Origin of the sequence: Arthrobacter mangrovi (genome assembly GCF_026011795.1) — a bacterium.
GTDB lineage: Bacteria > Actinomycetota > Actinomycetes > Actinomycetales > Micrococcaceae > Crystallibacter > Crystallibacter mangrovi.
Genome location: NZ_BRVS01000002.1, coordinates 160,644 through 181,418 on the forward strand (window position 1 = coordinate 160,644; position 20,775 = coordinate 181,418).

Annotated in this window: 17 protein-coding genes; 5 read left to right on the plus strand and 12 right to left on the minus strand. The window is 69.8% G+C overall.

Annotated features, from left to right (window positions below; all coding sequences use genetic code 11):
• The first annotated feature begins 29 nt into the window (after positions 1-29).
• The gene (locus AHIS1636_RS02945; protein WP_264794319.1) at positions 30-704 is read left to right on the plus strand and encodes a potassium channel family protein; all 675 of its coding nucleotides are present in this window, start codon (positions 30-32) and stop codon (positions 702-704) included.
• Positions 701-1,402 (plus strand): potassium channel family protein, encoded by a 702-nt coding sequence (locus AHIS1636_RS02950; protein WP_264794320.1) that lies wholly within the window; start codon positions 701-703, stop codon positions 1,400-1,402. The genes AHIS1636_RS02945 and AHIS1636_RS02950 overlap by 4 nt, the downstream gene beginning before the upstream one ends.
• Here the strand turns inward: AHIS1636_RS02950 and AHIS1636_RS02955 are convergent.
• The 4 genes from AHIS1636_RS02955 to dut all read right to left on the minus strand — a co-directional run bounded on the left by AHIS1636_RS02955 (position 1,340) and on the right by dut (position 3,761).
• Positions 1,340-2,071 carry a DUF3159 domain-containing protein gene (locus AHIS1636_RS02955; RefSeq protein WP_264794321.1) on the minus strand — a complete coding sequence of 244 codons (732 nt, stop codon included), beginning with the start codon at positions 2,069-2,071 and terminating at the stop codon, positions 1,340-1,342. The two genes, AHIS1636_RS02950 and AHIS1636_RS02955, sit on opposite strands and share 63 nt — an antisense overlap.
• Positions 2,068-2,427, minus strand: coding sequence for a hypothetical protein (locus AHIS1636_RS02960; RefSeq protein ID WP_264794322.1), 360 nt, complete (start codon positions 2,425-2,427; stop codon positions 2,068-2,070). Before AHIS1636_RS02960 ends, AHIS1636_RS02955 begins: the two co-directional genes overlap by 4 nt.
• Positions 2,420-3,175 carry a DUF3710 domain-containing protein gene (locus AHIS1636_RS02965; RefSeq protein ID WP_264794323.1) on the minus strand — a complete coding sequence of 252 codons (756 nt, stop codon included), beginning with the start codon at positions 3,173-3,175 and terminating at the stop codon, positions 2,420-2,422. Before AHIS1636_RS02965 ends, AHIS1636_RS02960 begins: the two co-directional genes overlap by 8 nt.
• Before the next feature lie 64 nt (positions 3,176-3,239).
• Complete coding sequence (gene dut, locus AHIS1636_RS02970) at positions 3,240-3,761, minus strand: dUTP diphosphatase (protein WP_264794324.1); 522 nt, start codon at positions 3,759-3,761, stop codon at positions 3,240-3,242.
• 100 nt (positions 3,762-3,861) lie between these two features.
• Here dut and AHIS1636_RS02975 point away from each other — a divergent pair, with 100 nt between their 5' ends.
• Positions 3,862-4,362, plus strand: coding sequence for a DUF3093 domain-containing protein (locus tag AHIS1636_RS02975; RefSeq protein ID WP_264794325.1), 501 nt, complete (start codon positions 3,862-3,864; stop codon positions 4,360-4,362).
• On the opposite strand, the gene AHIS1636_RS02980 is transcribed toward AHIS1636_RS02975, so the two are convergent.
• Positions 4,338-4,637 (minus strand): DUF4193 domain-containing protein, encoded by a 300-nt coding sequence (locus AHIS1636_RS02980; protein ID WP_264794387.1) that lies wholly within the window; start codon positions 4,635-4,637, stop codon positions 4,338-4,340. The two genes, AHIS1636_RS02975 and AHIS1636_RS02980, sit on opposite strands and share 25 nt — an antisense overlap.
• Positions 4,638-4,984: 347 nt before the next feature.
• Between AHIS1636_RS02980 and sepH the strand changes: the two genes are divergently transcribed.
• Positions 4,985-6,232, plus strand: a complete 1,248-nt coding sequence (gene sepH / locus AHIS1636_RS02985; RefSeq protein WP_264794326.1) for a septation protein SepH — start codon at positions 4,985-4,987, stop codon at positions 6,230-6,232.
• Positions 6,233-6,242: 10 nt separating this feature from the next.
• Here the strand turns inward: sepH and AHIS1636_RS02990 are convergent, their stop codons facing one another.
• From AHIS1636_RS02990 to AHIS1636_RS03000, 3 genes are all read right to left on the minus strand, one after another.
• Positions 6,243-7,448, minus strand: a complete 1,206-nt coding sequence (locus tag AHIS1636_RS02990) for an alkaline phosphatase family protein (RefSeq protein WP_264794327.1) — start codon at positions 7,446-7,448, stop codon at positions 6,243-6,245.
• A gap of 2 nt (positions 7,449-7,450) precedes the next feature.
• Positions 7,451-8,122: a DUF5998 family protein gene (locus AHIS1636_RS02995; RefSeq protein WP_264794328.1), complete on the minus strand. Its 672-nt coding sequence runs from the start codon at positions 8,120-8,122 to the stop codon at positions 7,451-7,453.
• An 82-nt stretch (positions 8,123-8,204) separates the two neighbouring features.
• Complete coding sequence (locus AHIS1636_RS03000; RefSeq protein WP_264794329.1) at positions 8,205-10,913, minus strand: bifunctional acetate--CoA ligase family protein/GNAT family N-acetyltransferase; 2,709 nt, start codon at positions 10,911-10,913, stop codon at positions 8,205-8,207.
• Between the two features lie 48 nt (positions 10,914-10,961).
• Here AHIS1636_RS03000 and AHIS1636_RS03005 point away from each other — a divergent pair, with 48 nt between their 5' ends.
• On the plus strand, positions 10,962-13,442 hold the full coding sequence (locus tag AHIS1636_RS03005) for a DNA gyrase/topoisomerase IV subunit A (RefSeq protein WP_264794330.1): 2,481 nt from the start codon (positions 10,962-10,964) through the stop codon (positions 13,440-13,442).
• Positions 13,443-13,467: 25 nt separating this feature from the next.
• Here the strand turns inward: AHIS1636_RS03005 and AHIS1636_RS03010 are convergent, their stop codons facing one another.
• The 4 genes from AHIS1636_RS03010 to AHIS1636_RS03025 are packed head-to-tail and all read right to left on the minus strand — an operon-like array spanning position 13,468 to position 20,652.
• Complete coding sequence (locus AHIS1636_RS03010; RefSeq protein WP_264794331.1) at positions 13,468-14,454, minus strand: GNAT family N-acetyltransferase; 987 nt, start codon at positions 14,452-14,454, stop codon at positions 13,468-13,470.
• A gap of 5 nt (positions 14,455-14,459) precedes the next feature.
• Positions 14,460-18,011 (minus strand): thiol reductant ABC exporter subunit CydD, encoded by a 3,552-nt coding sequence (cydD, locus tag AHIS1636_RS03015; RefSeq protein WP_264794332.1) that lies wholly within the window; start codon positions 18,009-18,011, stop codon positions 14,460-14,462.
• Entirely contained in the window at positions 18,008-19,027 is a 1,020-nt protein-coding gene (gene cydB, locus AHIS1636_RS03020) for a cytochrome d ubiquinol oxidase subunit II (RefSeq protein ID WP_264794333.1), read from the minus strand. The genes cydD and cydB overlap by 4 nt, the downstream gene beginning before the upstream one ends.
• A gap of 47 nt (positions 19,028-19,074) precedes the next feature.
• Positions 19,075-20,652 (minus strand): cytochrome ubiquinol oxidase subunit I, encoded by a 1,578-nt coding sequence (locus tag AHIS1636_RS03025; RefSeq protein WP_264794334.1) that lies wholly within the window; start codon positions 20,650-20,652, stop codon positions 19,075-19,077.
• Positions 20,653-20,775 lie beyond the last annotated feature (123 nt).

Here is a 20,775-nt window from a genome sequence, read left to right on the forward strand (position 1 = left end):
AGCTTGGAACAGCGGAAGAGGCATCGACAGTGGCGCATTTCGTCATCATGGGCTGCGGACGCGTCGGCGTCACCTTGGCCCACACCCTCGACGACTCCGGCCACAGCGTCGCGGTCATCGACCAGGACGACCGCGCCTTCCGCCGCCTGCGCAGCGATTTTTCCGGCCGCAAGGTCACCGGTGTGGGGTTCGACCGGGACACGCTCCGCCATGCCGATATCGAGAAGGCCTACGCCTTTGCGGCGGTTTCGAGCGGCGACAATTCGAATATCCTCGCAACCCGGGTGGCGCGGGAGACCTTCCACGTGCAGCACGTCGTCGCCCGCATCTACGACCCGGGGCGCGCCGAGATCTACCAGCGCCTGGGCATTCCCACGGTGGCGGCGGTGCGCTGGAGCGCGGACCAGGTGCTGCGCAGGATCCTGCCCGAGCAGAGCATCAAGGGCGACTACCGCGAAGCCTCCGGGCGCCTGATCCTGGGCGAGGTGTCGCTGCACGAGGCGTGGGCCGGGCACTTCCTCACCGAGATCGAAGCCCTGTCGGGGGCGCGCGTGGCCTATCTCACCCGTTTCGGCGAGGGCATGCTGCCGGGCCCGGAGACCCGCTTCCAGCACGGCGACATCCTGCATGCCATGATGCGCGTCGACGCCACGCATGAAATCTCCGCAGTCCTGTCCAAACCTCCGGTGAAGGAGTCCGAATGAAGGTCGTCATTGCCGGCGCCGGCAGCGTCGGCTCCTCGATCGCCCGTGAACTGCTGTCCAATAACCACGACATCCTGCTCATCGACCAGAAGCCCGAAGTGATCGGCCGCAGCGGGCTCAAGGGGGCCCGCTGGCTGATCGGCGACGCCTGCGAGATCACCACGCTGCGCGACGCGAAACTGGAAGAGGCCGACGTCGTCGTGTCCGCCACGGGCGATGACAAGGTGAACCTCGTGGTGTCCCTGCTGGCCAAAAGCGAGTTCGGCGTCGGCCGCACCGTAGGCCGGGTCAACAACCCGAAGAACGACTGGATGTTCGACGATTCCTGGGGAGTCGACGTCGCCGTCAACACTCCGCGGCTCATGACGGCCCTGGTGGAAGAGGCCGTCGAAATCGGCGACCTGGTCCGCCTGCTGACGCTGCAGACCGGCGTGGCCTCGATCGTGGAATTCACCGTCCCCGGGGACTCGCCCCTGATCGGCAGCACGCTCGGCTCGGTGGACTGGCCCCAGGACGCGACGGTGGTCGCCATCCTCCGCGACGATGCACCGATCACCCCGAGTGCCGACGACGTGATCGAGGCGAGCGACGAACTGTTCTTCGTCACCACGATCGCGGCCGAACAGGAACTGCGCTCAGTCCTGCTCGCCCGCCCGGCCGGCGCTGCCGCCGGCGATGGTGCTGTCGGCCGGGCGTGACACCAGCCAGGCCAGCCACAGCCCGAGGGCATAGAGCGGCAGGCCCATGACCAGCCGCGCCGTGCCGAGCGCGACCAGGCCGTCTTCGCCCATGAAATAGAGCGGTACCTGCACCAGCAGGCGCAGCACCAGGACCGAGGTGACGATCCAGGTCGCCAGCGCATACGCCTTCAGCCGGCGCGGGTGCTTCCGCCAGTCGAGGCCCTCCCCGCGGATGAACCCGAACAGCAGCCCGGCGAGCGGCCATTTCACCAGGACGGACACCACCATGCCGACGATGTACGCGGCGTTGGTGATGAAGCCCCAGACGTAGAAGTCCTCGGCACGCCCCGTGCTGTTGGCCACGAAGGCGCAGATGGCCACGCCGACCAGGCCCGAGAAGGCCTGCGTCACGGTTCCGCGCTGGATGAGCCGCAGCACGGTGAAAACGGCTGCAGTGCCGAGGGCGCCGATCAGGGCCGGGCCAAGGTCGCGGCTGACGGTGAAGACGACGAGGAAGATGATGCCGGGCAGGACACTCTCGACGAGGCCGCGGACCCCGCCGATGGATTTGAGCACGTCGATCTGCCCGTCGTCGCGCCGCTCCATGCCGGCCTTGGCGGCATAACTGCCGGCCAGGTCCGACAGGGACTTCTCGGGTTCGTCCCGCGGTGCGGGCTGTTCAGTCATGACTCGTTCTCCAGCAGGCTCAAGATCTCGTATCCCGGGTTGTACATGGTGGGCAGGCCGTCGACTTGGGAGACCATGCCGTCGAACCCCAGCCGGATTCCGGCGTCGATTCCAGGCACCTTCCGCTGGCCGAGCCAGACCAGGCGGATCCGGCCCCGCCGGGACGCCGCCTTGGTCCCCGTCTCGGCGCCTGGCAGCTCGGAGACGACGACGGCGGAGAAGCTCGGGGCCTCGCCCGCGGGCAGGATGGTGACCGACTCCACGAAGCCGGCCGAACGGATCCGCCCGCGCTCCGGCAGCCGGTCCAGCGGCACCGTCGCCGCTGCCGCCCGCAGCCGTGCACCGGAATCAACCAATGTGGGTGATCTCCGGCCCGCGTTCCGGCGCGCCGAGCCCGGGCTTGGCTTCCGGTTCGGGCTGCGGCGCGGCCTCCTTCGGGAGGCGCAGCTGCAGCAGGTCGCGTGGAGGCAGCGGCTGGCTGCCGCGGACCACGACCGTAGAGCGGAACAGGTCTTCCAGGTCGGCGGACTTTTCCCGGTCAAGCGCCGCGGCGCCGCCGATCACTCCGCGCAGGAACCAGCGCGGCCCGTCCACGCCGACGAATCGCGCAACCCGGTAGCCGGTCTTGCCATCCGGCGTCTGCGCCGGGAGCTTGGCGACAACCTCGGTGCCGAGCGGTCCCTCGAGCTCTTCGACCTCGCCGCCCTGCGAACCGACCGAGGCAGCGATCTGTTCGCGGATCTCCGGCCAGAGCGACTCGGATTTCGGGGCGGCGAAGGCCTGCAGCTGCAGGCTCGATCCGGCGAGGTCCAGCGTTACTGCGATGACGCGCTGGGTGCGCTCCTCTACTTCCAGCCGCAGCTGCAGGCCTTCGCGCGGGCGGATCTTCAGGGCGCCAAGGTCCAGGTAGTCTTCCCCGGTGTCCTTCTCGGCGCTGTCGAAGGGCCCGCCGGTACGGAAGGCATCCTTGTCCGGCTGGCCCGCGGACCCGGTTTCACCGCCGGGCTCGTCTGCGGAGGCGGCAACTTCCCCGGTGCCCGCGGCCTCGGTGCCATCGGCAGGCTCGGCAGAGTCGCTGCGCTTCTTGCGGCGCCCAAATACCATCGTGGCTTTCCTCTCGGACTTGATGCGGTTGGCCGGCGGCCGGTGGGCACGCCGGGACGTTTCTTTACTGTGCGGCGGTGAATCCGCCGGTGGATCCGAAACCTCCGGTGCCGCGGACGGAGCCAGGGAGTTCGGCAACCAACTCGAAGGACGCGGTTTCGACGCGCTGGATCACCATCTGGGCGATGCGGTCCCCGCGCTTGAACTCAAGCGCCGCGGAGGCATCCGTATTCAGCAGCGTCACGGCGATTTCACCGCGGTAGCCTGCATCCACGGTGCCGGGGGCGTTCACGATGGTCAGTCCATGCTTAGTGGCAAGTCCGGAGCGCGGGTGGATCAGGGCGACGTAGCCGGCGGGAAGGGCAATCGCCACGCCCGTGGGCACCAGCACGCGCTCCCCCGGCCCGATCCGGAAGTCGATCCTGGTGCGCAGGTCGGCGCCGGCATCCCCGGGGTGCGCATACGAAGGTGCCTCCAGCGCGTCGTCGAGCATTTTCAGCTGAACGTTCAGCGTTGGTTGAATTTCCTGCACTCGTGACCGTTCCTCGTTCGGCGCGGCGAAGCCGCCGCGGGCATTTCCGCACATCACTCTATCCTCTTTGTCCCAGGCCCAGCTACGGCGAGCGTGCCCGGAGGTCCCGCCCAGTGTCCCGATCGCGCCGTCCGCGCAGGATAAGCTGAAACTCATGAGCGCAACACCCTCCCCCGCCGCCGGCCAGCCCACCGGATCCGCTACGGAACCGATCTACCAGGAGCGGCTCTGGCCGAACTTCTGGGTCTGGCTCATCGCAGCGGGCGTTTCCGGAGCGGTGATCTTCGTGCTGGCTCCGATCAGCCTGGCCACCGGCTACATCGCCGCCGTCGTCACGGCCCTGATCCTGGGCTTCCTGCTCTTCATCTCCACGCCGCGGATCACGGTGACCGACCGGAGCCTGCAGGTCGGCCGCGCGCAGATTGAACGCGAATTCATTGGTGCGGTGGAAGGCTTCCGCGGAGACGCCGCCGTCGAACAGCGCGGACCAAAGCTCAACGCCACCGCTTACCAATGCATCCGCGGCTGGATCTCGCCGGTGGTGAAAATCGAAATCACGGACGAGGCAGACCGCACGCCCTACTGGCTGACGTCGACGCGCCGTCCGGAACAACTGGTCGCCGCCCTGGGTCAGCCCTCGCAGTCCTTGCAGTAGAGCAGCCCGTCCTTCTCCTTCGCCACCTGCGAGCGATGGCGGACCAGGAAGCATGAAGCGCAGGTGAATTCGTCGGACTGGGCCGGCATGACGCGGACCATCAGCTCTTCACCCGACAGATCCGCGCCGGGGAGCTCGAATCCTTCGGCGGCCTCCGCTTCGTCTTCGTCCACCACGGCTGACTGTTTGTCGGTCCGGTGCGACTTCAGCTCCTCGATCGAGTCCTCGCTCAGCTCCTCGTCGGGTTTGCGCGGCGCATCGTAGTCAGTGGCCATGATCGTCTTCTTCACGCTCCGGTTCTGTCGCTTGTCTGTGGGTGCGGTCCTCCGCGAACGGAAGCCCGAGGCAGGCTTCCGGCAGGTATGTCAGAGCACAACGCCCGGGGTGCCGGGTTTGTGCCCGCAACGCGAAGATTGTTGCCTACTTGCCATCTAAACGCCAACCCGCGCCGCCGGATCGTAACCGCCGGTCGGCCCGCACGAGCACGCGGCGGGGCCGCCGGCGGAAGGCGCCAGGTGGCCACCGGCCCAGCCAGTCCGCGCCACACCCGCCCAAACAGTAGGAAATAGGCCTCTTCGATGGCAGAGTTTCAGCAGGAATTGTCGTCTGGTGGAGGGTTTTCATGCAGGATCTGCGGCTGGTGGGTGTCCATGAGGATGGCGAACATCTGCTGTTGGGCGGCGAGGGCGGAGAAAGCTACCGCCTGGCCATCGACGAGGCGCTCCGCTCCGCGGCGGCCCGCCCGTCCGTGCGTGTGCCTGCGGCGGAGTCCCCGGAATCCGGCCCCGTGATGTCGCCTCGGGAGATCCAGGCGCGGATTCGCGCTGGTGCTTCCGCCGAGGAAGTGGCCGCCGAATCCGGGGTTTCCATGGAACGCATCCGGCGCTATGAGGGCCCGGTCCTCGCGGAACGCGACTACATGGCCCAGCAGGCGCAGCTGGTAGAGGTCGCCGCCGCCATTCCCGCCCACGAGGGGTACCGGTCCGGCCAGGCCGAGCAGCCGGCCACGCTCGGCGCCATGGTGCTCCATCGCCTCCCGGCCTTTGGCATCGACCCGGACACGCTCGCCTGGGATTCCTGGCGGCGCGCCGACGGCACCTGGGAGGTACTCGCGCAGTTCAGCCTGCCTGCGGAGGCCACCGGGTCGGTCGGCGAGGAACCGCCGGCCCGCTGGATCTACGACCACAGCCGCCGGACCATCCGGAACACCAGCCGGTGGGCGCAGCAACTGAGCGAAATCGAGCCGCTGGACGGCCCGGTTCCCGGCCGGCGCCTGACCGCGGTGGCAGACCGCGTCTTCGACTTCGAAACCGATGCCGAGCCGGAAACGGACGCCCGGGAGGTGTCGCCGGAGGCGCAGGAGGATGCGGATCCGGACAACCTGCTTGAGGTCCTGCGGTCCCGCCGCGGCCAGCGCCTCGGCGTCGACGAGGACGCGGATGATGCCCTGGCGCTGATGCTGAGCCGCGGCGCCGTTCCCGCGGCGCATCCCCGCGACAGCGATTCGGAGGATAGCCCCGCCGCCGCCGAGGAGGGCGGAGAGCACCCGTCCAAGGGCCTTCCGTTCGGGCTGAGCCTCGCTCCCGCGTACGACGGCGGGGGCGACGGTCCGCTCGACCTTCCGGAAGGCGTGAGCACAGAAACGCGCGAGATCACTGTCTCCGGCGCACCCCTTCGCGGCAAGGAGCAGGCAGGGACCGGTCCGGCCGGCGCGGAGGAGGCAGGGAGCGGGCAGGCGGAGACCGGGGACACTGAGGCCAAGTCCGGCTCCGCGGAAGAAGCCGAGGCACAGCCAAAGCGGTCGCTGCGGCCCAAGCGCTCAAGCGTACCGAGCTGGGACGAGATCGTCTTCGGCACCCGGCACGAGTGAGCCGCGGGGCTCAGGGGCGCTTTCGCCGCCCCTGATTCCTTCCGGCCTTGCCCGGCTTGCCCACGGTGGAGCCCAGCACCAGCAGGGGAACGTCCCGTTCGGCCCGGGTCAGGGAACCGTGCTGGCCCACGACCTCGAGGGCGTGCGGAGGAACCCGACGGGTGTCATAGAGGGCGATGGGTTCCCGGGCGGCGATCATGAGGTCGCCGATCCTCGGCAGCACGGACGGCTGGACCTCGCCGTACAGACCGTGCGCAATCGCCTCATCCCGCTCCAGCACCCACGCGTATTTGCCGAACGCCGCCTGCCAGGCTTCCGCCAGCTGCTCCCGGTGCCGGTCGCCGGCGTCGGGCGCCAGGTACAGGTGGACCATGCGCGGTTCCCCGCCGGTGTGCCGGACTCCCGCGACCAGCGCCGGATCCTGGGAGTAGTCGTACCGCTGCCCGGCGGCCACGTCGAGCATTCCGTGGTCAGCAGTCAGCAGCAGGAGCGTGTCCGCGGGAAGCTGCCCCGCCAGGCGGCGCAGGTGCGAGTCCACTTCTTCCAGCGCGTTGCCCCACTCGGCTGACGCACAGCCGTGCCGGTGGCCGGCCTTGTCCAGCTCGTTGAAGTAGAGGTACACGAGCACCCGCTCGTGCTCCGATAGTGCCTGCGCCGCTGCAAGTGTGCGGGCATGTCCCGAGGTGGCCGGGACGAAGGAGCCGCCGCGCAGGGCCGCCCGGGTCAGGCCGGACTCCGCGAACCGGGGCAGGCTGACGGTGACCACCGGCAGCTCCGCGGCGACACGTTCGAAGACCGTCGGGTTGGGCTGCCAGCGCAGCGGGTCCACCCCGGCATCCCAGCCTCCGAGCTGGTTGACGACTTTGTCCTGGTCCGGGTCGAGCACGTCGTAACCCGCCAGCCCGTGGGAACCGGGAGCCAGGCCCGTACCGAAAGTGGCCAGGGCGGACGCCGTCGTCGATGGAAAGGCGCTGCTCAGCGTACGGGAGTTCTCCATTGACCGGCGCAGGAAGGGCGCGTGGCCGCCGCGCTGCTTGAGGAGCGCTTTGCCGAGTCCGTCCACCAGCACCACGCAGATCCGCCGGGCCGCCGGCAGCGCGAGCGTGTTGGCAAAGCCGGGCACGCCAAGCGAGGCGGCGGCACTCGTGAAGATCTCCGCGACACTGTCCCGCCCGTAACCGGGAGCGGGCGGCAGCACATCCAGGTGCCGTACCATTCCTAGCGCTGGTGGTGGCCGCGGGACAGCCGGGTTCCGAGCCGGCGCGGCTGCACCGGGTCCACCATCCTGGGCAGCGCGGGCGGCGCCGTGTTCACCTTCCGCAGGGCACGGGCGAAGGCCTTGGCGTTCTGCACTGCCTGCGCTCCGTCCGCTTCCGAGCTCACCCTCAGGACGATGTCTTCCTGGACGATGTTGCCGGTGTAGCCGTGGTCCGCTTCGCACTGCGGATCGGCGCAGCCGGCAGGTCCCATGTCCAGGCGCTGGCCGCCGGACCAGGCGATCGCCAGGGTCAGCTCGCGGGCCTGGTCGGAGGGCTTGTAGTCCTGCGGCTGGGCGTAGATGTAGCTGAGCACTACCGAGCGGATCTGGCTGACCGGCACGGATTCCGTGGAAATCTGCGCGACTACCTGCTCGCCTTCCTCGTCCAGCTGCTGGTCGTCCACGTGGGTGATGACGAGCATATCGTCGGTCAGGACCAGCACCGTGATGTGCCGGTGGACCTCGTTGCGGTCGAAGTGGGTCTCCAAATGGACCAGGTGGGACAGCGGCTCGCGTCCGTCGAGCGCATCGTGAACCACGTCGGCCACCATGACCGGGTAGAAGCCGGCACGGTTAAGGTCCTCGTCGAGGCTGCGTTCTTCAGTGGTTGGCGAATGGCTCATGAATTCCATTCTGGCCCAGCCGCCGGGTGATTGCGAACCCGGGCTGCCCTCGGCACCGGCCGGTACCGGGACCGGATCGGCGCCGGTCCGGTCAGTCCCGCATGGCCCGGCGCGCGCTGTCGGTCCGCTGCGCGTAGTTGCCCAGCCGCAGGTCGGCGCTCAGCACGGTGAGGCCCTGCGGCGAGACCAGGACCGGGTTGAACTCCAGCAGCGCTATCTCCGGGTGGTCGTCTTTCATCAGCGCCACCCGGTTGACCAGGTCTTCCAAGGCTGCCACGTCGACGGCGGGCAGGCCCTGGTAGCCGAACAGCTTGGGGGCAGCACGCGGGCTGCGGATCAGGTCCGCGACGTCGACGGAGGTCAGCGGCGGAATGCGGTGCGACCAGTCGCCCAGCAGGTTGACTGCGTCCCCGGACAGCCCGAAGGAGACGACCGGCCCCAGGAGCGGGTCCTCGATCGCCCGGACGGTGCAGGACTGGCCGGACGGCGCCATGGACTGGATCTCCAGCCCGATGTCCCCGAACGGGCGGAGCACCTCGCGCATGTGGTCGATGTTCCGCCGCAGCGAATCGGCGTCGACAATGTTCAGCCGGACACCGCCGAGGTCGAGCCGCTGGCGCAGCCTGTCGTCCATTGCCTTCAGCGCCACCGGCCAGCCCAGCCGGTCCGCCGCCGCGACCGCCTCGTCCGCCGTGGAGAACGCAGCCGACGGGAGCACGCTGATGCCGTAGCAGCCGAGCAGTTCGGCGGCCTGCCCGGTGGTGGTCTGCACCAGGTGGTCGCCCGCAACACCCTCGAGCAGCGCATCGATCATGTCCGCCGCGCGGTCCCGCTCCAGGCCGCTCGGTTCCACGACCTCGCCCTGGTCGCGTCCCAGCCATTCGGTGTAGCGCACCACGGCGGCCAGCGCCTCGATGCCGTTGCCGGGGCTGGAGAACGTCGGCAATGCGGGCTGGCGCGCCGAGCCTTCCTCCGCCGTTTCGGCCGCGAGCAGCCCCTCCGCGACCGCCTGGGGATCCAGGACGCCGGTGAAGGCGGCGATGACCGGCTTGCCGGCCTCCTCTCCGCAGGCCCGCAGGACCTGCGCGATCTCGCCGTTGTCAAGGCCGTTCACGGGAAGCAGCGTGATGAAGACCGTATGCACCTCCGGAAGGGCCAGCGCCTCGCGCACCTTGCTGCGGAGCAGCCCCAGGGCCTCCGAGCGGGCGGCATCGAGTCCGAGCGACGTCGCCAGGTGCACCACCTGCAGCTGGTGGGTGGCCGCCGCGTCCGCAATGACCTTGCCCAGCGCCAGCGAGTTGCTCAGCACCGCGACTCCCGGCCCGGCCGGCAGCGGCTGGCTGACCACAATCTGGGCCACGTCCATCAGCTGCTCGTAGGTGTCGACCCGTACCACGCCGGACTGCCGCATCATGGCGTCGAGCGCGCCGCCGGGCGCCTGCGTGGTCCGCACATGGTGTCCCGGCGGCAGCTGGAGTCCCATCAGGTCCGACTTCGCGACGATGACCGGCTTGCTGCGGGAGAGCCGGCGTGCGATCCGGGAAAACTTGCGCGGGTTGCCGAAGGACTCAAGGTAGAGCCCCACGGCGCCCGTCGCCGGATCATCCTCCCAGTACTGCATCACGTCGTTTCCGGAAACGTCCGCCCGGTTGCCGGCAGAGAGCGTCGACGACAGGCCCAGGCCGCGGCGGTTGGCGGCGGCGTACAACATCACCCCGATGGCGGCCGATTGGCTGAACAGGCCCAGCCGGCCCCGCGGCGGCAGGTGCGGCGCCATCGACGCGTTGAGCGTGACGGCCGGGTCGGTGTTGATGATGCCGAGCGACGCCGGCCCCACCACCCGCATGCCGTTCGCCCGGGCATTGCGGACCAGCTCGCGCTGCCGGGCCAGTCCCTCCTGCCCGGTGTCCGCGAAGCCGGCCGTGGCGACAATCAGCCCCTTCACACCGGCGTCGGCGCATTCCTGCACGACCTTGAGCACCTGGTCGTAGGGCACCGCGATAATGGCCAGCTGGACGGGCTCGGGCACCTCGCCGATCGTGCCGTAGGAGATCATCCCGCCCAGTTCCAGCGCCTGCGGGTTGATCGCGTAAACCGGACCGGTGAAGCCGCCCTCGACGATGTGTTCCAGCAGGGCGTAGCCGATGCTGCCGTATTCCCGGCTGGCCCCTATGACGGCCACGGACGACGGCGCCAGGAGGCCGGCGACGCTGCGTGCCTCCGCGCGGTGCTCGCGTGATTCCATCACGGCGCGGGAGCGTTCCGTCGGGTCGATGTTGAATTCGAGCATGACAACGCCGTCGTCGAAATGCCTCCGCACCTCGTAACCGGCGTCGTTGAATACCGTGACCATCTTGCGGTTCTCCGGCAGCACCTCAGCGGAGAAACGGCGGATGCCGTTTTCGCGCGCCGCCGCGGCGAGGTGCTCCAGCAGGATGGAGCCAAGGCCGCGGCCCTGGTGGCTGTCCGCGATGTTGAAGGCGACCTCCGCCTCGTCCGGGTCGTCCAGCCGGTCGTAGCGGCCGATACCGATGATGTCCCCGGCGATGGTGATGACGAAGGCGACCCGGCTGTGGTAATCGACGTTGGTGAAACGGTCCAGTTCGCGCGAGCTAAGCTTCGCCTTGAAGGTGAAGAAGCGCAGGTAGATCGAGCTCTCCGACTGGCCCATGTGGAACGCCTGTAGCGCCGGTCCGTCCTCCGGGACGATGGGCCGCAGGTGCGCGGTCCCCCCGTCACGCAGCACGACATCGGCCTCCCAGTAGTCCGGATAATCCCGGGTTTGCGCCTCTTGAGCCATAAACTCACTTTAACTGCTTCAACAGATGTAAGGACCCGATCTCTCCATATGGCCCGCCGACCCAAGCCCTCTGCCCGCGAGGCACTGCCCGAAGACCTCGTCGAGAACATCGTCGATATCGATGTCACCTCCGAGATGGAAGTCTCTTTCCTCGAGTACGCGTACTCGGTGATCTACTCCCGGGCGCTGCCGGACGCACGCGACGGGCTGAAGCCGGTCCAGCGGCGCATCCTGTTCATGATGTCGGAGATGGGCCTGCGTCCGGACCGCGGACACGTGAAGTCCGCCCGCGTCGTCGGCGAAGTCATGGGCAAGCTGCACCCGCACGGAGACACCGCCATCTACGACGCGATGGTCCGCATGGCCCAGGACTTCGCCCTGCGCATGCCGCTGATCGACGGGCACGGCAACTTCGGCTCCCTCGACGACGGACCCGCGGCCCCGCGGTACACCGAGGCGAGGCTGGCGGCTCCGGCGCTGGCCATGACCAACCACCTGGACGAAGAGGTCGTCGACTTCATCCCCAACTACGACAACCAGTTCATGCAGCCGGAGGTCCTCCCGGCCGCCTTCCCGAACCTCCTGGTCAACGGATCCTCCGGTATCGCCGTCGGCATGGCCACCAACATGGCCCCGCACAACCTCGGCGAGGTCATCGCCGCCGCCCAGCACCTGATCGCCAACCCGGACGCGCAGCTGGACGACATCATGGCCTTCGTCCCGGGTCCGGACCTGCCCACCGGAGGCAAGATCGTCGGGCTGGACGGGATCCGCGACGCGTATGCCACCGGCCGCGGTTCCTTCAAGACCCGTGCCACCGTGCAGGTCGAGCAGATCTCCGCGCGCCGCACGGGCCTGGTCGTCACCGAGCTGCCGTACCTGGTGGGTCCGGAAAAAGTGATCGAGAAGATCAAGGACGCGGTCACCTCCAAGAAGCTGCAGGGCATCAGCGATGTCGTGGACCTGACGGACCGCCACCATGGGCTGCGCCTGATCATCGAGCTGAAGAACGGCTTCAACCCCAACGCCGTGCTCCAGCAGCTGTACCGCTACACGCCGATGGAGGATTCCTTCGGCATCAACAACGTCACGCTCGTCGACGGCCAGCCACGCACCCTCGGGCTGGTGGAACTGCTCCAGGTCTACGTGGACCACCGCATCGGCGTCGTCCGCCGCCGCACCACGTTCCGCCTCGGCAAGAAGAAGGACCGCCTCCACCTGGTCGAGGGCCTGCTGATCGCCATCCTGGATATAGACGAGGTCATCCAGATCATCCGGTCCTCGGACGAGACCGCGCAGGCCCGGGAGCGGCTGATGGGCGTCTTCGACCTGACCGAAATCCAGGCCAACCACATCCTGGAGCTGCGCCTGCGCCAGCTGACCAAGTACTCGCGCATCGAACTGGAGAAAGAGCAGGAGGAACTGCGCCAGGCCATCGCCGAGCTGGAGGAGATCCTCGCTTCCGAGCCGAAACTGCGCAAGCTGGTCTCCGACGAACTGGGCGAGGTCGCCGCCAGCTACGCCACGCCGCGCCGGACGGTGCTGCTGGAAAGCGAAGCCACCGCCGCGCTCGCCGGTGCCGCCCCCGCCCCGGCGGGCAGGAAGGCTCCGGTGCAGCTGGAGATCGCCGACGACCCGTGCTGGGCCATCCTCTCTGCCTCGGGCCAGCTCGCCCGCACCGCCGACCAGCAGGAGCTCATGGACGGCGGACAGCGCATCAAACATGATGTGTTCACTTCCGTGGTCCGCACCTCGGCCCGCGCGGAAATCGGCGCCGTCACCTCGCTCGGCCGGATGCTCCGGCTGCAGGTGGTGGACATGCCGACGCTCTCTCCCGGCTCCGGCACGCCCAACCTCGCCGGCGGCGTCCCCGCCCGGGAGTTCATCACGCTGGCCAAGGGCGAGACGCTCGTCGCCCTCGCGCCGCTCAACGCCGTGCTGGCCCTCGGCACCGCCCGCGGCATGGTAAAGCGGGTCAGTCCCGATTACCCGCTGAACCGCGAAGACTGGGAGATCATCACGCTCAAGCCGCAGGACCACATCATCGGAGTCTGTGCCGCGCGTGAGGACGAGGACCTGGTGTTCCTGACCCGGCACGCCCAGCTGCTGCGCTTCCCCGCATCGACGGTCCGGCCCCAGGGCCGCACCGCGGGCGGCGTGAACGGGATCAAGCTGGGCGACGAGGACTCGGTGCTCTTCTTCGGCGCGGCCGACCCGACGGACGACGCGGCCGTCGTCGTCACCATCGCGTCCGCGTCCGCCGCACTGCCCGGCACCTCCCCCGGCTCAGCCAAGGTCACGGCGCTGGCTGAGTTCCCGGCCAAGGGCAGGGCCACCGCCGGCCTGCGGGCGCACCGTTTCCTCAAGGGCGAAGACCAGCTCAGCCTCGGCTGGGCGGGCCACGGTCCGGCCAAGGCCTCTACGTCAGCCGGCGTGGTCCGGACGCTGCCGGTGGAACACGGGCGCCGGGACGGCTCCGGCGTCCCGCTCTCGCAGCCAATCGACGCGGTCGGGCCCGCGCTCGGCTGATCCGCGGGGCCATCGGGCCGGCGGGTCAGGTGAGCGGCAGCTGCCAGGCGAAGTCTCGCTTGGTCGGCTCGTATCCCATCCGGGTGTACAGGCCGAGGGCACCGCTGGGATTCTCGGTGTCGACGCCCAGCCCGGCATGCGCGATACCGGCGGCCCGGAACCGGCGCATCGCTTCGGCCAGCAGGGCCGGGGCGAACCCTCGTCCGCGCCAGGCCCGGCGCACGCCGAGCAGGTCGGTGAAGCCCTCGTCGTAGCCGGACTGCTTGCGGTAGTCCGGGTCGAAGCTCGCCAGCTGGTAGGCCACGGTCTCGCCGGTGGCCGCCTCGACGACCGACATGCTCCACGCCGGCTTGAGCTGGGGGTGCTCCACGGTGAACTTCCAGCGCTGCCGGTCGCGCGGTTCGCTGCCCCAATGGTCGGCGAACGCCTCGTTATGGGCGAGCCGCACGGCCTCGCTGTCCGCCGGGTCGAGGGTGCGGAAGACGTAGCCCTCGGGCAGCTGCAGGTCGGGAATGCCGACGTCCAGGGACCGCGTCATCTCGGTGAAGTACCGGACTATGCAGGCACCGGCGGCCCGCATCAGCGCGGTGTGGCCGGCGTTCTGTTCCTCGGTGTAGGTCCGCAGGACCCCGCCGGAAATCCCGGCGGCCGCAAAACGGGCCCGCTGGCAGTCCGCCTGCCAGGCGTAGAGCGCCCGGCCGATCCCGCGGCGCCGCCACTGCGGATCCACGCCGCCCCAGGTGTACGCGACGGCCGATCCGGCGTTGCCATGGACCCGCCCGACGGCACGCAGCACGCCGCCGTCGTCGAAGCCTGCCGCTGTGGTGGCGGCCGGGTCGTTGTGCGCGCTGTCGAAGACCTCTTCAAGGTCCGCCCGGGTTTCGCTCCACACCGGCTTGTCCGCCTCGGCCATGCGCCCGATCAGTGCATGCCACGTGTCGATATCGGCGGCGGTGAGGGCCCGCCAGGACAGGCCGTGGTCGGGAAAGGGCGGCGGCGCGGCGATCGTCATGTCCTTCAGCGTAGGACAGCTGCCTCCGCCGCGGTACCCAGCTCCAGGATGCGCGGACAGGCGGCCGCCTCGTTCGGATCATGCGTCACCATGACCACGGCCTTTCCCGCGAGGGCGGTCCGCAGGTCGGCCAGCAGGCTCGCGGCCGACTCCGGGTCCAGGTGCGCTGTCGGCTCGTCCAGCAGCACCGCATCCGCTTCCGTCAGCAGCGCCCGGGCTACGGCGACGCGTTGGCGCTGGCCGCCGGAGAGGAAATGTCCGTCCGGTCCCAGCCGGGTGTCCAGTCCCTGCGGCAGTGCCGCGGTGAAGTCTGCGAGCCCGACGGCGGCAAGCGCCGCCCGCATTTCGGCGTCCGACGGCGGGTTGCCGCGTTCCCTGGCCAGCAGCAGGTTGGCCCGCAGGCTGGAATTGAACAGGTGGGCCTCCTGGGGCGTCCACGCGATCCGCCCGGCCAGTCCGGCGCCGGCCTCGACCGGAGCTCCGTTGACCAGGTAGTCGCCCCGGCACAGCGGCAGGAACCCCAGCAGCACGCCGAGCAGCGTCGACTTGCCGCTGCCCGAAGGGCCGGTGACGGCGAGCCAGTCCCCCGGTGCCAGGTCGAGTTCCAGTCCGGTGAAGACCGGCTCCGCCTGCCCGGGATAGGCGTAGCCGGCGCCGCGCAGCTGGAGCGAGGCCACTGGCCCGCCCGCCGCCTCGGGCCGGGCGCCGGCAGCTGCACCCGCCTGGGCCGCCTGGGGTGCCGTTCGCCCGGGCAGAGGTTGCTGGTCGGCGCTGCCCAGCTCCGGCAGCACCCGCCCGCCCAGTTCGCGCCAGGCGCCCCACTGATGGGCCGCGGCGTTCACCGCCACGAACGGCTCCACCAAGGCCAGCTGCATGAGGATGACCACAGCCGCAGCCCCCGGATCCGTCCCGCCGGCCGAACCGATCATGGCCAGGGCCGAGAGCGAGCAGGCCAGGACGATAATGGCCTGTCCCAGCCCCTGCGCCCAAGCACCCCTCCGGAGCACCGCCGTCGTCTGCGCTTCCAGTTCGCGTGCCCGCGCCAGCAACGGTCCCGCTGCCCGGTTGGGTGCCAGGTCCGGCGCCGCCTGCAGCAGCCGGGTAAAGGCGCGCAGCGTCCGGCCCTTCAGCTCCACGCTGGCCGCCTGGCCGGACCGGTCGGCCCACCGGGTTACCGCCGGTGCGAGGCCGAGCCCGGCGGCGGCGAGCAGCACCTGCCAGCCGAGCCCCGCCGGCATCAGCAGCCAGGTCGCGATGCACGACGCGGCTGCCGTCAGCAGGCCGACCAGCGGCGCGAATACCGCCCGCGGTGCCACGTCGCGCAGTTCGTCGACGTCGCCCACCAGCTTCTCCAGTGCCTCGCCGCCGCGCGCGAGCTTGCGCCATCCGGCCGGGCGCTGCTGCAGCCCGTTCCAGAGCCGGATCCGCAGCCGGTCGGTGGCGGCGAAGACGGCATCGTGCAGCCGCAGCCGCTCGTGGTAGCGCAGCACCGCCCGGCCGATGCCGAAGAACCGGACCCCCACAATGGCGGTCATCAGGTGCAGGATGGGCGGCTGCTCGCTCGCCCGGACGATCAGCCAGCCGGACAGCGCGGTCAGGGCGACGCCGAAGAGCGTGGCGCCCAGCCCGAGGAAGAGCGCCGCGACGAACCGCCGGCTCCAGGGCTGGAGCATAGCGAGATTCCGCCAGAGCGGAACCCGAGGCCGCTCCGAGGAGGCCCCGTCATGTCCCCCGGACGCTGGCCGGACGGCCGCTCCGGGCTGCCACGCCGGCTCCTGCGCGGCGCTCTCCCGCGGACCGTCCGCCGGCAGGGCACCCTCGTACCCGGCGGCGCCTTTCCGCCCGGCGGGCGACGGACCGGCCTTGGGCCGCGCACCCCGGACGCCGCTTTCCGCGCCGCCGCGGGCGGGATCCACGGGCACGATCAGGTCGGCCAGCCGCGCGGTCTGCGGATCGTGCGCCACCAGCACGGTCGTCACGCGGCCCCGCAGGCACGCGAGCGTCCGCTCGATGGCGCGCGCGCTCGCGTCGTCCACGTGCGCGGTGGGTTCGTCGGCCAGCAGCACGCTGACGCCGGGGACGTGGCCGATCCTGGCGAGGGCGCGGGCGACGGCGAGCCGCCGCAGTTCGCCCGGGCTGAGTTCGCCGGTGCGGGCGTCGATGAGGTGGGCGGCGTTGACCTCGGCCAGCACCTCCACGGCGGCCTCCCGGGCGGCCTGTCCGTGCAGCCCCGAGTACAAGGCGATTTCCGCCGCGACGGTCTCTTCCGCCGCCACCGGATGCTGCGGGATCCATGCAATGCCGTCCCGGTCAACGCCGCTGACGGTGCCGGACACGGCGGCCTGCGGTCCGTCCTGCCGCAGCCCGGCGAGCACTTCCAGCACCGTGGTCTTGCCGCTGCCGCTCGGCCCGGCCAGGAGCGCGATGCTCCCGGCCGGCACCGTGAAGCCCAGGCGCTCGACGGCGGGCAGTTCCCGGTCCGGATAACGGACGGACAACCCGCCCACCTGCAGATCGGACGTGCCTGGCAGAGGCGCCGCGGTGAGGCCCGGCCGCGACTGTCCCGCGGCGCGGGTCAGTGCTGCACCCTCGTCGGCGGCCACCAGCGGGCGGCCGGCCGGGGCGTGCAGGACCGCGTTGCTGCGCTTGAGCGATTCCAGCCCGTCCTCGCTCGCGTGGTGCGCCGTGCCGAGGTCCCGCAGCGGCTGGAAGCACTCCGGGGCCAGGATCAGCGCGAGCAGGCCCGCCTCGAGGCCCATCTCGCCGTGGACCAGCCGGACGCCGATGAACACCGCCACCACGGCGACGGAGATCGTCGAAATCAGCTCGAGCGCCAGCGAGGACATGAAGGCGACGCGGAGCGTGTCCATGGTGCGGCTGCGGTAGGCCGCGGCCATGTCCGCCAGCGCCCGCGTCTGGGCGGACGCCCGTCCCAGGCCCACCAGCACCGGCAGGCCGCGGGCCAGCTCCACCAGCTGGTCCGAGAGCCGCTGCAGCGCCTGCGCGGCCTGGCTGGTGCGGTCCTCCGTGTGCAGGCCGATCAGGACCATGAACACCGGCACCAGCGGCACGGTCAGCAGCACCACCAGGGCGCTGGTGAAGTCGGCTCCCAGGATCCGCAGGCCCACCAGCAGCGGAACGACGGCGCAGCCCACCAGGGCGGGCAGGAACTTTGCGTAGTAGTCATCCAGCGCGTCCAGTCCGCGGGTGGCCAGCACGCTGAGCGCCCCGCTGCCCGGACTGCCGCCGGCTCCCGTCGCGCCGCCGTCGTTGATGACCCGCTCGGCGAGGGCGGCCCGCAGCTGCGCCTTGACGCCGGCGACGGCGCGCTGGGACAGGACTTCCTGCCCCCAGGCCGCGACGGCCCGGAGAAGGGCCCCGGCCGCCGCCTCGGCCACCACGGCGTTCCAGTCCGGGCCGCCGCCGGCCAGCCCGGCCACGCCGGCCGCCACGGCCTGGGCGAGCAGGACGAGTCCGGCCGCCTTGGCTGCGGCCAGGACGCCCAGCAGGTAGAGCGCCCGCTTGCCCGCGGCGCCGACCGGGAGCAGCGGCTTCACTGCGGAACGACGGCGTGGGCGGCCGGGATGGATTCGGCGCTGACGCGCTTGCGGAATACCCAGTAGGTGTAGCCCTGGTAGACCAGCACGGCGGGGATGCCGAACGCCCCGATCACGCTCATCACGCCCAGCGTGTAGTCGGACGAGGACGCATTCTCAACGGTCAGCGAGAAGGCCGGGTCGAGGCTCGAGGGCAGCACGTTGGGGAACACGGCGGTGAAGATGGTGGTGGTACCGGCAACCAGGAAGATCCCGAGTCCGGCGAAACTCAGCCCGTCCCGCTCCCGCCGGGCCAGCAGCCATGCCGCCGCGGCACCCAGCACCGCCACCGTCAAAGTCACCCACGTAACGGGCTTGCCGCCGGCCAGCACCACGAGGATCGCCCACAGCGCCATCGGGAGCAGGGCCACCGGCAGCCAGCGCAGCAGCAGCCTGCGCGCCCGCGCCCGGATGTCGCCGTCGGTCTTCAGGACCAGGAAGGCTGCGGCGTGGACCAGGCAGAACAGCACGACCGCCAGCCCGCCGAGCACCGCGTAGCCGTTGAACCAGGCGAACGGGCCGCCCACCCGGTCGCCGTTCGCGTCCAGCGGCAGGCCGGTGGTGGTCAGCGCCAGCATCGCGCCCACGCCGAAGGCCGCCACGAAGGAACCGAGCGCGATGGCCCAGTCCCAGCTGCTCCGCCAGCGCGGCGAGTCGTGCTTGCCGCGGTACTCGATGGCCACCGCGCGGAAGATCAGGGCCAGCAGGACCAGCACCAGCGGCAGGTAGAGGCCGGCGAAGAGCGAGGCGTACCAGTGCGGGAACGCGGCGAAGGTCGCGGCGCCGGCGGTGATCAGCCACACCTCGTTGCCGTCCCAGACCGGCCCGACGGTGTTGAGCAGCACCCGGCGGTCCGTGTTGTTCCGGGCGAAGCCGCGCATCAGCATGCCGACGCCCAGGTCGAAGCCTTCAAGGAACAGGTAGCCGGTCCAGAAGAAGGCGATGATGATGAACCACAGAGTGGGCAGGAAATCCATGTCAGCTCTCCAAGATGTTCAGGTGGCGCACGTTGCGGCCGGCGGAATCAGTACGCGAAGGCGAGGACATCATCGTCGTCCTTTCCCTTGCCGCTGCCGGCGTCATCGTCCCGGTGCGCCAGCACTTCGGGCATCGCCGAGGGGACGCCGCCCTTGCAGTAGGCGAAGAGCAGCTTGACCTCCACCACCAGCAGCACGCCGTAGACCAGCGCGAAGGCGCAGAGCGAGAAGACCAGCTCCGCGAGGGAAACCCCCGGCGAGACCGCGGCGGCAGTGAACATGAAGACGTTGTCGATGCCGTTGGGATCAGGGTTCGGCGCCACCACGAAGGGCTGGCGGCCCATCTCGGTGAAGATCCAGCCGGCGGAATTCGCCCCGAACGGCGCCAGGATGCCGAACACTGCCAGGCGCATCAGCCACTTCGACTCGGGGACGGTCCCCTTGCGGGCAATCCAGAGGGCCACCAGCGCGGCTCCGGCGGCAAGCATGCCGAAGGTGATCATCATCCGGAAGCCCCAGTACGTGACCTCCATGACCGGAACGTAGTCGATCTCGGTCCCGGCGCGCTCGCCGTAGACGGGGTTGTCCGGCAGGTGGGTGCCGAAGCTGTCCTGGTACTCGGGAATCAGGGTATTGATGCCGCGGATGTCGGTGGTGAAATCGCCGTTGGCCAGGAAGGACAGCAGGCCGGGAAGTTCGACGACGGCGACCATGTCGTCGCAGTCGTTGGAACCGAGGTCGCCGACGGAGAGGATGGAGAAGCCCGTGCCGTCGTGGCAAGCCGCCTCCGCCGCGGCCATCTTCATCGGCTGCTGTTCGAACATCAGTTTGGCCTGCAGGTCGCCGGTCAGCGAGACACCGGCGAAGGAGACCATCGCGACGACGGCGCCGACCCTCAGCGAGGTCAGCCAGACTTTGTGGTCGGTGGCGTCGCGGCCGATGGCCGGGTTGCTGCCGACCAGCACCTTGCCGTCGGCGCCGACGGTGTCGATCCCGTCCCGGCGGCGCTTCCACAGGTGGTACCACGCGATGCCGAGCAGGAAGCCGCCCGCCACGGAGAAGGCGCCGAAGAGGGTGTGCGGGTACGCGACCAGCAGGGTGTTGTTCGTCAGCACCGCCCAGATGTCCACCATGACCGGCCGGCCGTCGATCATCTCGACGCCCACGGGATGCTGCATCCAGGAGTTGGCCGCCAGGATGAAGTAGGCCGAGCCCATCGTGGCCAGCGAGGCCGCCCAGATGCTCAGCAGGTGCATGCCCTTGGGCAGGCGCTTCCAGCCGAAGATCCACAGGCCCAGGAAGATCGACTCGACGAAGAACGCGAGCAGCGACTCCAGCGCCAGCGGGGCGCCGAAAACGTCGCCGACGAAGCGGCTGTACTCGCTCCACGCCATGCCGAACTGGAACTCCTGCACGAGGCCGGTGGCCACGCCCATGATGAAGTTGATCAGGAACAGCTTGCCCCAGAACTTGGTCATCCGCAGGTACTGTTCCTTGCCCGTGCGGTACCAGGCCGTCTGCAGGACGGCCACCGTGAGGCCAAGGCCGATGGTCAGCGGCACCATCAGGAAGTGATAGACGGTGGTGATGCCGAATTGCCACCGGGCGACTTCGAGGGCTTCCACATTTTCCCCTTCGACGTGATTTCTACAGAACGTAGAACAAGTTGCTTCTACGGAGTGTAGAACAAATCCGGCAAAGCCTGTAAATTGGATACGGAAGCCACACGGGCGGCGCTCAGGCTGCCG